We start from the raw sequence: 14,097 nt of genomic DNA on the forward strand, positions 1-14,097 counted from the left end.
TTTTAATCGCTGCCGGTTCTCCCGGCAGTATCCAAGGCATTCGCCCAAGCCGTCAGCCCCAGTGGGTGGCGCAGTCTGACCGCGACGTAACCGTCGCCGACTGTGGGATGTTTTGTATGTACACCTATTCTCGACATCTGATTTGCACCGCTGATTCAAGCTTCAGCCGTTCGATTGTGCTCGCCTGTTTGTCATCGCTCCCGGGTGAGCGGCGACGGCAGGGTCAGCCCTTTTGGCGACCGCCACGACTTCCCCTCTTCGACAGAATCTAACGACCGCTAGGTCATGCTCTTTGAAGCCAATTCGGAAGGAAATGGCAGTGAATATTAGTAAATTGTCAGTGCGCAAGTCGCGCACTGTCGAGAAATCGCGTCCAATTGTAGCGGACGCAAAGGAAGAAGAATGGCAACCGGTCCGGATGGAAACTCGGATGTTCCCGGACCAGCCGTCGGGCAACGGGCCTCCGCCACCTACGATTGCGAACGTAAGATACTTGTTGGACGGGAACGGTATCGAGGCTCGTTATAATGTTATTCGGAAGCGTACCGAGCTTTCGATACCGAACTTGGGCGGCGTGCCGGACAACGGCGACAACGTTATGATCGCGCACGTGAAGAGTCTGATGGCGTTGCATGGCATTCAAAACGGCGACGCGCGGGCCATCGTCGAAGCAATCGCCAACCAGCATCCGTACAATCCGGTGGAGGAATGGATTCGTTCGAGAGGGTGGGACGGGATCGACCGTCTTCCAGCCTACTACGCCACGTTGCGAACCGTCCCGGACTACCCGACGAGCCTGAAGGAGTCGATCATGTACTGTTGGGTGCTCAGTGCCGTCGCTGCGGCGATCGTTCCGGGTTTTGCGACGAGGTTGGTGCTCACGCTGCAGGGGCCCCAGAGTGTGGGCAAGACACGGTGGTGCATGAGCCACGTGCCCGATCCGTTACTTCGGGCGGGGGTGTTAAAGACCGACCACCATTTCGACGGCGCCAACAAAGACAGCTTGATCACCGCCATCCGCTACTGGATCGTAGAACTGGGCGAACTGGAGAGCTCGTTCAGAAAGGATCAGGAGCGGCTCAAGGGCATTCTGACTCGAGACCGGGACGTGGTGCGACTGCCCTATGCTGCCGCCGACGCCGAGTTTCCCCGCCGCACGGTTTTCATGGCCAGCGCGAACGGGGCGGACTTCCTCAGCGATCCATCGGGATCCACCCGCTGGGGCGTAATCGCCGTGGAATCGATCGATTACGAACACGGCATCAGCATGCAGCAGCTGTTTGCGCAGTTGGCTGAGGCTGTGGACCGGGGCGACCAGTGGTGGTTCACCGCCGAACAGGAGGCCGAACTGGAGGCTTGGAACGAGCGCCACCAGACCACCAGTGTTGTCCGCGACAGCATCACCAGCGTCATTGATTTCGATCAGCAAGATGTCGGGACGATGGTTCGGGTGACGGCGACTGATCTGTTGCGTTTGGCGGATATCGTCAATCCGACCATGACTCAGGCGCGAGTGTGTGGGGCTTTGCTGCGAAAGGTATTTGGTCCGCCGAAGAAGAGCGGGGGCATCTATCGTTGGACGATCCCGCTTCGTCGTCAGGTGCCGCAAGATAACGTTCCAGACGGGCTCAAGCAGGTCCGAGATAAGTTCGACTAGTCTTTAAGACCTTTACCAAGGGGTAGGGGGGGGTGGGGGTAGGAGAGTTCGTAAACGATCTCCGAGCGACAGCATCCGCCGGTGGCTGACCGAGAGGTTCGCGCAGCCGCCGCCCCTCGCCCCCCTCCGCCCCCTCCGCACTTCGCCGCCGTTCGCAGGCACGAACGACATCGAATTGCTGCGAACACCCCGGGGGGTGCTGTGAATGGCCCCCCGGCGCTGACCGGAACGGCTCACCCGGCTTCACCGGAGGCTGAAGCAAACGTTGTCCGCCGTCGTAACGGTCCCGCCTTGAGCGCGAACCGCCGGGGCCAACCGTGCGGCGTCATTTTTCTCCGTTTTCAGATCGCACAGCGCCGCTCGCGGCCCTGACTGGGCCTCACCCCCCGGTCCGGCGCGGCGGCCGCTGTGCCTTTGCGCGCAACGCGCTTTCATAAGGAAACATCATCATGCCGAAGTTAACGCTCACCGCTTCCAGCGCGCTGCTGGCACAATGCGAGCCAGACAAGCGCAAGACCGATTATTACGACAATACCGTGACCGGCTTCGTGCTGGAATGTCGTTCGACCGGCGGCCGCACGTACTATCTGCGGTTCGATCAGGCCGGCCGACAGAAGCAGTTCAAGATCGGCCGTTACGAAGACATCACCTTCGCGGCGGCCAAGAAGGCGGCGCAACGGCTGCGATCCGAGGTCGTCATGGGCGGCGACCCCTCCGCCCGGAAGGCCGAGGCCAAGGCTGTTCCGCTGTACGCCGAACTGGCCGCGCAGCATCTGGCCGACGCCAAGCTGCACCAGCGATCGTACGACACGACCGAGGGTTACATGCGGCTGCACATCGTCCCCCGGTGGGGCCGCACGCGTCTCACCGACATCGACGGCAGGGCGGTGGCGCAGTGGCTGGACGACAAGCGGTCGGAAGGATTGGCGCCCGGAACGGTCGTCAAGATCAAGGCGATCTTCGGCCGGTCGTTCGAGTTGGGCGCACGCTGGGGGATCGCGGGCTGCGAGCGGAACCCGGTCCGTGGCATCCAGAGCAAACCGCTGAACAATGCCCGGGAGCGGTACATCAACGCCGATGAAGCCGCCCGCCTGCTGGCCGCCGCCGAACAGTCCCGCAACCCGCTGTTGGCTCCGATCGTGGGGTTGCTGTTGAAGACCGGCATGCGGGTGTCGGAGCTGCTGTCGGCCCGTTGGGAGAACGTGGACGTGGGTCGTCGCACCCTGTTCGTGCCGACGTCTAAGAACGGCCGGTCACGCCACGTGCCGTTGGCGCAGGCCGCGCTGGACATCATCGCTCGCCTGCCGAAGGCGACCGGGGCGGTCTATCTGTTCCCCAGTCCGAAAGACGCGAAGAAGCATCTGACCACGATTAAGCACGGCTGGCAGACTGCGCGTGACGCCGCGGTTTTGCCGGGACTTCGCATCCACGACCTGCGGCACAGCGCCGCGAGCTTCATGGTCAACTCGGGCGTCGACCTGTTCGCGGTCGGGAAGGTGTTGGGGCACGCCAACGTCGCCAGTTCGGCCCGGTACGCGCACCTCGCGAACGACACGTTGCTCGCCGCCGTCGAGGCCGGCGCCGCGAAGCAGGCACAGTCAGCCTGATCGCCTTTCCCCCCCGCTCGTTCTCTGGCTTCGGCCGGAGGCGGGCGGGGGGGCACCATTAACCGCCATTTTTTTTTTGGCCCGCGCAGTCGCGCTTCGAAGGAATCGAAATGAACACCACCCCCACACCGATCGCCGAAGTTCGGATTCGAAAGACCGCCGCCGCGGCGAAACCTCGCTCCGCTGCTCACCTCATCTTCCCCAAGTCGCCTGTGAGAACGGCGCCCGCTCCGGTCGCCCCTCCCGCTAGCCGATCGGCGGCGAACATCCACATTCGGAAGAAGGCCGTGTCGGCTCCGCCTATTGGTCAGATCGCGTTGATACCCCGACTTCGACGGCTGGTCCATGACTGCGGTCCGAACAGGAACGACGCGGTCATCGCGGCGATCACGGCGTGCATCGGCGAGGGCGTCAACACGATAGGCGGGATCATAGCGGTGCTGATCAAAGTGGGCTTCAATGGAGGGCACGTGGCGCGCTTCGTGAAGTCGGAAGCGGGGGATCACCCGGACCGGCATCGCTGGCGCAAGGAGCCGGACGGCACGTACGCGCTGCACGTCTGACGACCGGGGCGGGGGGTTGTCACGCTCCCCGCCTCACCGATCAGATCAACCGACAACGCAACGCCGCCCCAGACGGACCTTATCGCAGAAGCTGAGAACCCCTCGGACTGCCGCCGGGACCACACCCAGTGGAACCGGTCGCTTCGGCGCTCTCAGCTTCTGTAACAGGCCATAACATCGAACTCTCTACGTCGAGTATCGAAGTGCCGTTTGAAGTCCGCACCACCAGCCGTGGCGCGGCTTCGCGCGAATTCGTTGGCGAACCTCGCCCGGAGCAGTCGTGAAGAAGCTGAGGCCGACGGAGACCTCGTCGGTTGCTACGCTTCGTTTCTGGACAACGGCGCGCTGTTCGGTGGACGGATCACAGGACCACCGATCACCGGAACGTCCGTCGGCCATCGAGCGGCAACGCACCGTTCGCGCGCAATCCGCATGACGCTGACGCGGTCGCCTTGATTACCGCCCAGTACGTGAAAAGCTGCTGCGTCCTCCCCGACATAGAAGCCGACATGACCTCCGCCCGGACGCTAAAAAACGAGAATTGCCCCCGGCGCCAGCCGTTCGAAGCGCAGCCGGACGCCGTAAGTGGCCCAAGCCATGGCGCGAACCGCTATCGGCGCGGACGGCAGTCCTGCCTCCTGCATACATGTCGCCACGAAGACGCCGCACCACGGCACGCTGTCCGCGTTATAGACGATCCCCAGAACCTTCATGCCAAGTCGTTTGGCCCAGCCGATGATGGTGCCGTTGTTGGCGATACCGGCAGCTTCACGCGTGCCGAGCTTTGCACGTGCGGCGGTGAGCCACGCTGGATCTTTTGCCATCGCATTCTCCAGTTGTTTACCGGTCACCGGTTACGGGGCGATCGAGGCAAGGCCTCCTGTCGCGTACCTGAGCGATGATGCCTCGCAGCTCCGTCCTACACCGGGCGGGGCGTCATCGCCTCAACCAACGACAACTTATCGTGCTCCGACCATGCGGCGCCCTGCGGCGCAATCTGAGCCCGTTTACCATGCACATGACAGAATCCTTCATCGCGGGACGCGTAAGGCTGGCAAATGGGACAAGAGCGGCGCCTTCGCGTAATCATCGCCAGTATGCTGCTGGGCGCCACACTCGGCGCCGTCGGAGCGTTCAGTCTTTTACCGATCAGGTAAGTCGTTGGGAACATACCGGTCGGGCAAGCCGTACAGGCCGCCCTTGTGAGCGCGAAGGCTCTGTCCGTCCATCGACCCCCTGCCTATGGATTCGACCGGCAAGGCCTTTCCACCGACATGCGCCGTCTTCGATTCGAGCGTCTACCTTCACACGACGAGGATGTTGCGCCCGAGGCCCGTTAGCCTAGCGTGCTTCAATGCTCGCAACGCTATTTATCGCTGTCGCCGCGACCTCCGCAGGCAAACCGTTCGTATGCACTTGAACCCGCGTTTGGGACGGTGACGGACAGGTGTGGTGTAGGGTGCGAGTAGTCCGCCACTGCGCCCGAAGAAGAGCGCCTGGCCGAAGCGCTGTCAGTCGAGAAGCAACACGGCGATAGCGTTGTGGCTTAGTTCAAGGTGAGATGTAGTTTGAGGTTACGAACCAACCAACGTTCGCCATGGCCGGGTTCGGCAATCGGTAGGAGACGGCAAACCGGCAGCATCGCAATGAAGCGTCGCCAACGTACTTCCCCCGGGGATTTACAACCCAATCGATGCCTCTCATGATCTTTCTCAAGGGGAGGGGCATATGGCATCCATGATAAGCCGGCTGGTAACGGCCGCGGCGGTTATGGCGCAGACGCAAGTGTCGGCACCGGCTATCGCGCAGGTACCGTCTCCTGCCGGCGCTTCTAGCAGTTGGTCGATCGACTACGGCGAACGGTATTGCGCGTTAGTGCGCCAGTCCGCCGATCCAGCCGCCCCCGTGTTAACGTTGCGGATGACGCCCGGGCGTTCATCAGCCGAGTTGCTGGTGATGGGTCGCAAATGGGACACAGGGCTTGTTCGCCGCATCCTCGAAGGTGAGATCGTCCTGCTACCGGGCGGAACCCGGGTGAAGGCAGAACTAATACCCATGGGAACGCAAAAGGATACTCTTAACGGGGTGGCGGTCACTTCGGTGCCGCCAAACCTCTTAGACGAGATTGCGGCCAACGACACTTTTAGCCTTCGATACCGTGACAAGCCGGTAGCTGAATTTGCGACGCCGTCAGCACGTAAGGCGATTAAGGCGCTTCACGACTGTACCGATCGGCTGCTGGCGGCGTGGGGGGTAGACGTGCAGGCAGAAAAGACGTTCAGGGCTTCGGCGATGGCAATACGCCCGGACTGGTTCACGCCTGATCTCTATCCAAAGTCTGCTCTTTCGTCAGGCATATCCGGCAGCGTGACTGCCGTATTGACGGTTCGCACCGATGGTCGGGTGGGCGACTGCAAGGTGGTCGGTCCATCCGGCGATAAAACGTTGGACGACGTTACCTGCGCCACGTTCCTGACTAACGGGCGCTTCAGTCCTGCGATTGATGCGGCGGGGAAGCCGGCAGAAAGCAAGTTGGTAATGATGATCAACTGGCGTGTGCCACGGTTTGGAAATTAATATGCGCAGAAGCTGGCTTCTGATCGCGGTCGCGTGCTGCTGGGCACCGGCGGCTGCTAACCAGGCTGCCCCACCGCCCGGCGCGTCGCGCTGGCAAGACCCGGTGGCAGGTGCGTTGATCGAGCAGGGCTTGGCCGCCGTACGCGCGGGCAGATACGAGCGTGCGTACAAAATCGGCGACGCCTTGGAGCGACGCTATCCTGCCGAACCGGCCCGGTTCGTTGTCCGGTTTTCCGCGATTGCGGCGCAGCGCCGTAGTTGGGCGGCTTCGATCTTCGCCCGTATGGCCTCTGAACGGCCGGTCCGCCTAGCCGCCCCGCTATTGCTGCTCGATCCGCTTCACGTTCGGACCGCCATATATTTGGCGGAGGGTCAGGATCGCTTGCAAATGGCGCGTGCCATCCTGACAAGCGGTTGGTCGAGCGGGCCACGCGGCTGGGAACCGGTCTATGCCCGGCGCGTGCTGATCGACGATGCGATCGATAGGAACGATCCGGTTGCTGCACGGCGGTGGCTTGATGGCATCGACGATCCCGAGATGTTGCGGGCCTTGCTGGAACAGGATCGCTACGCCGCGCTGCATCCCGCGATCGTAGAACGCTGGGGCGAGAATCTGGCAAAGGCCGACGCGGCTGAGGGTTTGGCATTGGCCGATATTGTCCGTGGTCCGGGTGCGTCGCTGACTTTGATCGCGCGGCGTGCCGACTGGCTGGCTGCACATGGGGACCCTGACGGCGCCCTTACGGTGCTGAAGGCTGCGTCATTGATCGACGCTACCATCGAAGACCGGGCGCTAATTGCAATGGCGACGGCGAAGGCGATGGCGCAATCGGGGTCGGGGAACGAAGCGGTTCAGCATCTCGCCGCTCTCACCGCCACCTTGCCCCGCAAACATGACAGCTACACCGAGGTGGCGAAGTTCCGGGCGGTGATGCTGGGCGATCTTGGCCGCCCAGCCGACGCGTTAATGCAAGTACGCTCGCTTGAAGCGGGCGAGGTTAAGGACGGCGGCTGGATTCAAGCCTCGCTAAAACGGATCGAGGTTTGCGCCGCAGCCGACGCAGGCGATCTTACCTCCGCGCAACAATATCGTGATGCGCTACTCGGTCTTGCGGAATCGGACCTGTTCAAGGCGCAGGCTCTCTTCTGTTTGGGCGAGAACGACAGAGCAGCCGGAATTGTAGCCAGCGCGCTAAGGCGTCAACGCGGCAGCTCGTCGCTCGAGTGGCTTCAGCAGCAACCGGTTCCCGCGTGGGGCCGGTGGCAGCGCCGCTGGCAAACTGGCTTCGATGGAATTCGAGATCGGCCGGCCATCCGGGAAGCGTTAAAAGGGTACGCAACCATCCGCACGTTCGTTACTCGTCCCGCACCGATGTAGAACGCCGCCGCAGCCAGCCATCCACTCACGCTTCTATAACAAGATCCTTCTGATCGGTTATAGCACACTGCACGACGACTATCTCGGAGGATCCGGCTCCCACGTACTTATACTCGCATAGTGCAAGACTGGAGCGAAGTTTCGCTACATGACCGTTGCGGCATTCAAGCGGTCGAACCGCTGCGCGTTGAACTTGACTGTTCGCGGCCGGAGATCAAACTGGCGTTGCGAAGCCGATAAGCGAGTGCGACACCGTCGTTATGAAAACTGTACTTTCCGCGTTCCTGATCGCCGCCATGCCGCTGCCCGTCGCGGCCCAGATCGAGGCGATGCCCGATCAGCTGGTGGGCAAGTACCACTTCGAGGAGGAAGGGTTTGCGGTGGACGTCCACCTCAACCGGGACGGCACCGCCCTGTACAACATCAGTGGGCAAGAAGGCGTTCGTTCCAACGGCTACTGGACCGTCCGGGGCGACCGGATACACATTTTCAACAAGCCGGGACCGGTGCGACTTGACCCTGCGGGCTCCCCCAAGCGAGATCCCGGCGTCGCGCTTCGCGTCGTGGCGACGCTGCCCAACGGAGCGCCGGCCGACGGGCTTGCCGTCACCTGGCCGAACGCGGCGGGCCTGTTCTACATGAGCGACGGGCGGAACGAAGCACGGCTGGAAGACGGACCGGTGACCGGCGAAGTGACCATCGTGCGCGAAGCCGACAGCAAACCGCTTGCGACGTTCATGATGACGCCGGGCGCGCCCAACGATCACCGGTTCACCTACCATCCAAGCGATGTTGAGCCGTTCGACTACGAGGCCAGAGCGCTCGACCCGCGCGCCGACGTCCTTGAGGTTGAGTTGGGCAGCGCGTCGGCGAAGCTGCGCCGTGTCCGGTAGTGAGCAGGTAGCGTATGTGTAACCGTGCCCGATATGCGGGTGAACCAGCCGACCTGTTCGGTTCGGCCGCGAAACTGTTCGTCGAGCGACCTCGCGACAACCGGTTCAATCCGCAGGAGCTGCGTCCCAAAGGCCGCGCCTACGTCATCCGGGAACAGGACGGCGAACGTGGCTGGGACGTGATGAGCTGGGATGTGCTGGGCGGCGCTGCACCGTGGCCAATGACCAACGTCCGCAACCTCAAGCTGCCGCAATGGCGCAAACTGGCGGCCGAACCGGCGAACCGCTGCCTGATCCCGCTCACCGAGTTTTGCGAGTGGACGCCGGACAAGGTCGATCTGGGCGACGGCAAGCCGCCACTGAAAGGCGAGATGTGGTTTCAGGTCACCAATCAGCCGACGTTCGCCGTGGCGGGGTTCTGGCAGACGACCAAGGAGGGCAACGGGTTCACGATGGTGACGTGTGATCCCAACGAGCTGGTCGCGCCGATCCACCCCAAGGCGATGATCACGATCCTGCGGCCCGAGGATTGCGACACGTGGCTGCGCGGGAGTTATGATGACGTGCTCGCGTTGCAGCGCCCCTACGACCCCGACGTGATGACCGTGCGCGGACCGGTGTTTCCGACCCGAAAAGCCGCCTAACGATGCGCACCCGGCTCAGCGTCTGCCGGAAGAAGCGCCGGTTCGACACCGAGGCGGACGCTCGGGCGGCTGCGGCTGGGTTCGGATTGGCGCTCCACCCCTACCTTTGCGACCGCTGTCGACGCTTTCACCTGACCAGCCGATCGAAGGGCAAGCTTACCGTTTGCGGACGTCGCGACGACGATTTACACGCCCTGCATGGCAAAGGCTGACCGGTTCGCCCGCATCGACGATCGAAGGGCGGAGCTCGAGGATGAGTACACGGCGGCGCTGATAGCCGCTTTGCGAACTACTGCGTCAGGAAAACCGGGTCTGTTCGGTCACACCAGTGATGCTCGCACAGGCGCACTGATCGCCCCCATCGTCGACAATCTCAACGAGATAGCCGATGCCATTGATGGCGCGCGGAAACAGCTTGCGATGCCTACGTACGATCTGCACCTCCAATTTCTCGCGTCGCGCGGACCGGTCGGGCCGCAAGCTGTAGGCGAGCGGAAGCAGGCTCAGGCTTGGCTTGATCGTCTTGCCGGAACGACGGGCGCAACACGATAGTACCAAGCGGAGGAAGTCCGTCCGCTCACTCCTAATCGGCGGAACGTTCGCAAACGCTCACTTGCAGACGTTCATTTGGGCGGCGTCTCGCCCTTACGCATGTTGGCGCGCATCACGTCATATTCGAGCAGGTCATAATCTGGAGTGCCGCGATAGTTGAACGCATTTGTAGCCGAAGCGATGAGCCATCGGCCCCCGACCTTGCTCAGCGTCATTGATAGGTAGCCCGACTGAGCTCGACCGCTGGTTGCAGGCTTCGTCCACAGTCCGTCCCACACGCTATAGGTGACGGCAGTGGTGGGGTTAAGAAATCTGACCGTGAGGTTTTTATAGGTCACGTTATTCTTTTCGGCATCGACCATCCGGAAAAACCAAGCGTTACCTTCGATAATCTCCTTCCGGCCATCCATCTTCATGCCCTCGACCGTGATGAAAACGGCGTCAGTCGTAAACAGGGCACCGTAAGCATCTGCCTGACGTTGACCGAACGTCCGATAATGCTGAGCCACGACAGTCTCGACGGCTGCTCGGTCATCAGCGGTTTGAGCGTTTCCGGGTGCCCCGAAGCTACCAGCACATAACGCAAGCGGCGCGAAATATTTCAGGTGTCGCATGCGATGCTCCCTACACGTTCGCCGAAGATGGCGGGCCATCATGCCGCATCCGGCGGAACTGGCAATAGCACGGGCTGAACGCACCCGTTTAGGACGACCGCTTTCCACCACTTCCGGACATCCAACACGCGGGCACAACAATTAGGCGGTGCCGCGCTTTGGGGAACCGGCCCTCGGCATGTCGCGCAAGGTGTGTCGGCATGTCCGCGTACCGTCCATAGCCTACATCTCGCCTCCTTCCCGCCTGTTGCGAAAATCAGCGGTGAATGCGAGGGCGTGCCCAAAGGGGAGCACTTGTGAGCGCATTCGAGTTTGTTTTCTCGCTGTTCGGGCTGCTGCTCGGCTTCAGCGTGGTTGAACTCGTAGGCGGGTTAGCTCGCACCCTTGAGGCGCGGCTACGGCTGGAGCAGGCGTATCGTGTGGGCTGGCTGACGCCGCTTCTCGCGGTGTTCGTCATGATGGACCTTATGACATTCTGGTTATCGGCTTGGCGGCTACGTGACAGTCTTACCGTCACGGGCGGGACTTTGACGGCAGGCTTAGCATTCGCGGGTAGTTACTACCTCGCAGCCCATCTCGTTTTCCCACCACGGGAAGCCGATGCGCCGGACCTAGACCTTCATTATCTGAGGGTTAAACGCTGGGTGCTCGGCATCCTCTTTGCACTGTTCGCAGTTCAAGTTAGCTACTTTCTCTCTGTCCCCGCTTTGGCAGTGATGGTGAGCAACGCGCCCGCAGCCGCGTCGGTGATACTCTTCGGTTTAATGCTCGTTATTGCAGCGTTTGCGCGAGGACGCCGCGCCAACCTCGTCCTGCTGTCATTGCTGATCCTGCGATACCTAGTTGCGCTATTCTGACGCACCTACCCCGTAGCTAACGCTCGTTCTCGATCAGATTCTCAGACCGATGGAGATACCCATAAGGAAGAGCAGGACTACGCCCATAACGAGTGCGGCAATTAACATCGTCTTCTTAGTCATAAACCGGTAGCTCCGCTGGCGGTGGTCTATAGGCCTCGACGGCACCTCGCAACGACCGATCCCCAGCAGGCGACCGGCGAGGAGCCGAGCATAAAGCCGAGTCTTTCGCATCTCGGCCTGCCCGCAGGCTGCATAAATCGATTATGGCTGAAGCGGCAGACTTCATCGCGGGCGTGGCGGTCACGAAACCTCAACCGTCCCTCCTGAGAGGCAATCTGACCATCAGCATGGTGTGCAAGACGTGTTGTCAGCGACCCGGCGGAATGGCGGCTAACGCCCAGAAACGGTCATTCGCAGGGGCCCTCCCGCTTCCCGAAAGCTGCCGTTCGTTCATATGAGTGGAGCAGCCGCTCAAGCAATCAAGCTCTGCCACCGGAACGGCCGAGATTGGGACTTTTCCGCCCGTCAGCTATCGGGAGCACCGAAGCGGATAGCTGCCTCTTGTAGGACTGCCAGCTTTCCCGAGTGATCCAATATCGGGAAACAGATATCTTTCCTAAAAACCCGTCAAAAACCTCAGAATCGAGAAAAGTCTATCGCGAGGCGATCACGCTCAGCAAAGCGTCTGCAGCTTTCGTGCGATAGCGCTCCTTATGGCGTAATCCGAAGAAGGGGCGAGGCTCGAACGCGATCGGGGCGACGTGCAATGTGCCTGCTTCAATGGCCGGTCCGACCACCAGCGCCGACAGGACGGCGACGCCTGCCCCCGCCTCCACAGCCGTGCGAACGCTCTCGTTAGAGGGCATCATCAGCGCCATGTCGAGCATGGCTGGATCAACGCACAGTCGACGCAAGTGGCTGTCGAACGTCGATCGTGTGCCGGACCCTGGTTCGCGCAGTACCCAACGGGCCTGACGCAGCCATGCGGCGTCGATCGGCATGTCCCCGAACGGCCTGGCACCGACCAGTAGCAATCGATCCTCGCCAATCGGCCAGTGCGCCAGCGCCGGATCGTCGATCTGCCCTTCGATGATGCCCAGGTCCGCCTCGCCGTCATGGACGCGCGCGGCTGCCTGTTCGCTGTTGCCGATCGCAAGGTCGATATCGATCGCGGGATGGCGCGAGTGGAAAGTCGCGAGGAAAGGCGGCAGCCAATAGGCCGCGATGGTCTGGCTGGCGACGACCCGGAGCGTGCCGCGCTCCAGCCCGCCCAGTTCGCGTAGCACCGTCTCGGCCGTTTCCGCCCGTGCGAGGACTCCGCGCGCCTCGGCCAGGAACAGCCGCCCGGCCTCGGTCAGTGCGATACCGCGCCCGACGCGGTGGAACAGCTTGATCGCATGTCGTTCCTCCAGCGCAGCAATGGCCGCGGAGGCCGCCGACTGGGTAACGTTCAGGGCCCGGGCGGCCGCGGTCATATGCTCGCGCTCGGCCACGGCGACGAAAATGCGAAGCTGCTCCAACGTCATGTCGGGCCCATAGCGCGATCAATCATATTTGACGATTGGAACAACAATATAGATGCGTTGGATCGATCGGTAATCGCGGCATAGATGACTTAGCGGAAGGAACATCCCCGTGACCACCGTTGCCGAACCTCAAAATGCCGCTTCGATCGGCCCGTCTGACAGACTGATCAAACTCCTGCCGGGTATCGGTCTGTGCTTGGTCGTGACCGGCATGGCCTATGCGTTGGAGGCAGGCGAGCGGGCAATGGCCGGAAAGGCATGGCTGGAGGCGCTGGTGCTCGCCATCCTGATTGGCACGGCGATCCGCAGCCTGTGGATACCCGACGACACATGGCACGACGGCATCGCGTTCAGCGCCAAATACCTGCTGGAAGTCGCGGTCGTCCTGCTTGGGGCCTCTGTCAGCGCCGCCACCATCCTGGCCGCTGGCGTACCTCTGCTTGTTGGAATTGCCGGTGTGGTGGGAAGTGCGATCCTGCTCAGCTTCGGCATCGGTCGCCTGCTCCGCCTGCCAACCCGCATGGCGTTGCTAGTCGCGTGTGGAAACTCGATCTGTGGCAACTCGGCCATCGCAGCCGTGGCACCGGTGATCGATGCCGATAGCGACGATGTCGCCGCCTCCATCGCGTTCACCGCCGTGCTGGGCGTGATCGTCGTGCTCGGCCTGCCGCTGCTCGGGATCGCGCTTGGCATGAACGGCATCGCTTTTGGCGCGCTTGCCGGGCTGACCGTTTATGCGGTGCCGCAGGTGATCGCGGCCGCCTCACCGCTGGGGGCTGCGGCCGTGCAAATGGGAACGCTGGTCAAGCTGGTCCGCGTGTTGATGCTTGGGCCCGTGTGCCTCGTCCTGTCGCTGATCGCGCCGCGCCTTGCCCCGCAGGAGGTGCCTGCGGGAGACGTCGTAGCGGGCACCGCGCGGGCAAAGACGTTCGACCTCGCCCACCTGATCCCGTGGTTCATCATCGGCTTTCTCGTGATGGTCGCCTGTCGGTCGATGGGGCTGATGCCGACCGCTGCGATTGCGCCGATCAGTCGGGTGGCGACGCTGCTTACCGTGGTGTCGATGGCCGCATTGGGGCTGGGCGTGGATGTTCGCACCGTCGCCAAGGCGGGCGGACGGGTCACGGCGGCCGTCATACTGTCGCTGCTAGGCCTTGGCGCCATCAGCCTGACCCTGCTCGCCCTGTTGCACATCGTCTGATGGTCGGTCCCGCACAAAGCGGATC

13 protein-coding genes are annotated in these 14,097 nt (G+C 62.2%); 10 read left to right on the forward strand and 3 right to left on the reverse strand.

The window, feature by feature from the left end; genetic code table 11:
• The first annotated feature begins 319 nt into the window (after positions 1 to 319).
• From IFT55_RS14525 to IFT55_RS14535, 3 genes are all read left to right on the forward strand, one after another.
• Positions 320 to 1,657 carry a VapE domain-containing protein gene (locus tag IFT55_RS14525; protein WP_192093072.1) on the forward strand — a complete coding sequence of 446 codons (1,338 nt, stop codon included), beginning with the start codon at positions 320 to 322 and terminating at the stop codon, positions 1,655 to 1,657.
• A 449-nt stretch (positions 1,658 to 2,106) separates the two neighbouring features.
• Positions 2,107 to 3,264, forward strand: coding sequence for a tyrosine-type recombinase/integrase (locus IFT55_RS14530; protein ID WP_192093073.1), 1,158 nt, complete (start codon positions 2,107 to 2,109; stop codon positions 3,262 to 3,264).
• Between the two features lie 110 nt (positions 3,265 to 3,374).
• Positions 3,375 to 3,827, forward strand: coding sequence for a hypothetical protein (locus tag IFT55_RS14535; protein WP_192093074.1), 453 nt, complete (start codon positions 3,375 to 3,377; stop codon positions 3,825 to 3,827).
• Between the two features lie 527 nt (positions 3,828 to 4,354).
• Here the strand turns inward: IFT55_RS14535 and IFT55_RS14540 are convergent.
• The gene (locus tag IFT55_RS14540) at positions 4,355 to 4,651 is read right to left on the reverse strand and encodes a hypothetical protein (protein WP_192093075.1); all 297 of its coding nucleotides are present in this window, start codon (positions 4,649 to 4,651) and stop codon (positions 4,355 to 4,357) included.
• Between the two features lie 904 nt (positions 4,652 to 5,555).
• On the opposite strand from IFT55_RS14540, the gene IFT55_RS14545 reads away from it, so the two are divergent.
• From IFT55_RS14545 to IFT55_RS14565, 5 genes are all read left to right on the forward strand, one after another.
• On the forward strand, positions 5,556 to 6,404 hold the full coding sequence (locus tag IFT55_RS14545; protein WP_192093076.1) for an energy transducer TonB: 849 nt from the start codon (positions 5,556 to 5,558) through the stop codon (positions 6,402 to 6,404).
• A gap of 1 nt (position 6,405) precedes the next feature.
• Complete coding sequence (locus IFT55_RS14550; protein ID WP_192093077.1) at positions 6,406 to 7,782, forward strand: hypothetical protein; 1,377 nt, start codon at positions 6,406 to 6,408, stop codon at positions 7,780 to 7,782.
• Positions 7,783 to 8,042: 260 nt separating this feature from the next.
• A complete protein-coding gene (locus tag IFT55_RS14555; protein WP_192093078.1) occupies positions 8,043 to 8,675 on the forward strand; it encodes a hypothetical protein in 633 nt (210 codons plus the stop codon).
• Between the two features lie 14 nt (positions 8,676 to 8,689).
• Positions 8,690 to 9,319, forward strand: a complete 630-nt coding sequence (locus IFT55_RS14560) for an SOS response-associated peptidase family protein (RefSeq protein ID WP_192093079.1) — start codon at positions 8,690 to 8,692, stop codon at positions 9,317 to 9,319.
• A 198-nt stretch (positions 9,320 to 9,517) separates the two neighbouring features.
• Positions 9,518 to 9,871 (forward strand): hypothetical protein, encoded by a 354-nt coding sequence (locus tag IFT55_RS14565; RefSeq protein ID WP_192093080.1) that lies wholly within the window; start codon positions 9,518 to 9,520, stop codon positions 9,869 to 9,871.
• Positions 9,872 to 9,942: 71 nt separating this feature from the next.
• Here the strand turns inward: IFT55_RS14565 and IFT55_RS14570 are convergent, their stop codons facing one another.
• Entirely contained in the window at positions 9,943 to 10,485 is a 543-nt protein-coding gene (locus tag IFT55_RS14570; protein ID WP_192093081.1) for a YybH family protein, read from the reverse strand.
• Positions 10,486 to 10,781: 296 nt separating this feature from the next.
• Between IFT55_RS14570 and IFT55_RS14575 the strand changes: the two genes are divergently transcribed.
• Entirely contained in the window at positions 10,782 to 11,342 is a 561-nt protein-coding gene (locus tag IFT55_RS14575) for a hypothetical protein (protein ID WP_192093082.1), read from the forward strand.
• Between the two features lie 656 nt (positions 11,343 to 11,998).
• On the opposite strand, the gene IFT55_RS14580 is transcribed toward IFT55_RS14575, so the two are convergent.
• Positions 11,999 to 12,871 carry a LysR family transcriptional regulator gene (locus IFT55_RS14580; RefSeq protein WP_192093083.1) on the reverse strand — a complete coding sequence of 291 codons (873 nt, stop codon included), beginning with the start codon at positions 12,869 to 12,871 and terminating at the stop codon, positions 11,999 to 12,001.
• A 109-nt stretch (positions 12,872 to 12,980) separates the two neighbouring features.
• Between IFT55_RS14580 and IFT55_RS14585 the strand changes: the two genes are divergently transcribed.
• Positions 12,981 to 14,072 (forward strand): YeiH family protein, encoded by a 1,092-nt coding sequence (locus IFT55_RS14585; protein WP_342029324.1) that lies wholly within the window; start codon positions 12,981 to 12,983, stop codon positions 14,070 to 14,072.
• The last annotated feature ends 25 nt before the right edge of the window (positions 14,073 to 14,097 follow it).

The sequence above is a fragment of the Sphingomonas sp. CFBP 13720 genome (assembly GCF_014842075.1).
Classification (GTDB): domain Bacteria; phylum Pseudomonadota; class Alphaproteobacteria; order Sphingomonadales; family Sphingomonadaceae; genus Sphingomonas.

Excerpts from the sequence above, each read along its gene's own strand:
- IFT55_RS14530 (WP_192093073.1), top strand. The coding sequence starts at position 2,107 with ATGCCGAAGTTAACGCTCACCGCTTCCAGCGCGCTGCTGGCACAATGC.
- IFT55_RS14535 (WP_192093074.1), top strand. The coding sequence starts at position 3,375 with ATGAACACCACCCCCACACCGATCGCCGAAGTTCGGATTCGAAAGACC.
- IFT55_RS14540 (WP_192093075.1), bottom strand. The coding sequence starts at position 4,651 with ATGGCAAAAGATCCAGCGTGGCTCACCGCCGCACGTGCAAAGCTCGGC.
- IFT55_RS14545 (WP_192093076.1), top strand. The coding sequence starts at position 5,556 with ATGGCATCCATGATAAGCCGGCTGGTAACGGCCGCGGCGGTTATGGCG.
- IFT55_RS14550 (WP_192093077.1), top strand. The coding sequence starts at position 6,406 with ATGCGCAGAAGCTGGCTTCTGATCGCGGTCGCGTGCTGCTGGGCACCG.
- IFT55_RS14555 (WP_192093078.1), top strand. The coding sequence starts at position 8,043 with ATGAAAACTGTACTTTCCGCGTTCCTGATCGCCGCCATGCCGCTGCCC.
- IFT55_RS14560 (WP_192093079.1), top strand. The coding sequence starts at position 8,690 with ATGTGTAACCGTGCCCGATATGCGGGTGAACCAGCCGACCTGTTCGGT.
- IFT55_RS14565 (WP_192093080.1), top strand. The coding sequence starts at position 9,518 with ATGGCAAAGGCTGACCGGTTCGCCCGCATCGACGATCGAAGGGCGGAG.
- IFT55_RS14570 (WP_192093081.1), bottom strand. The coding sequence starts at position 10,485 with ATGCGACACCTGAAATATTTCGCGCCGCTTGCGTTATGTGCTGGTAGC.
- IFT55_RS14580 (WP_192093083.1), bottom strand. The coding sequence starts at position 12,871 with ATGACGTTGGAGCAGCTTCGCATTTTCGTCGCCGTGGCCGAGCGCGAG.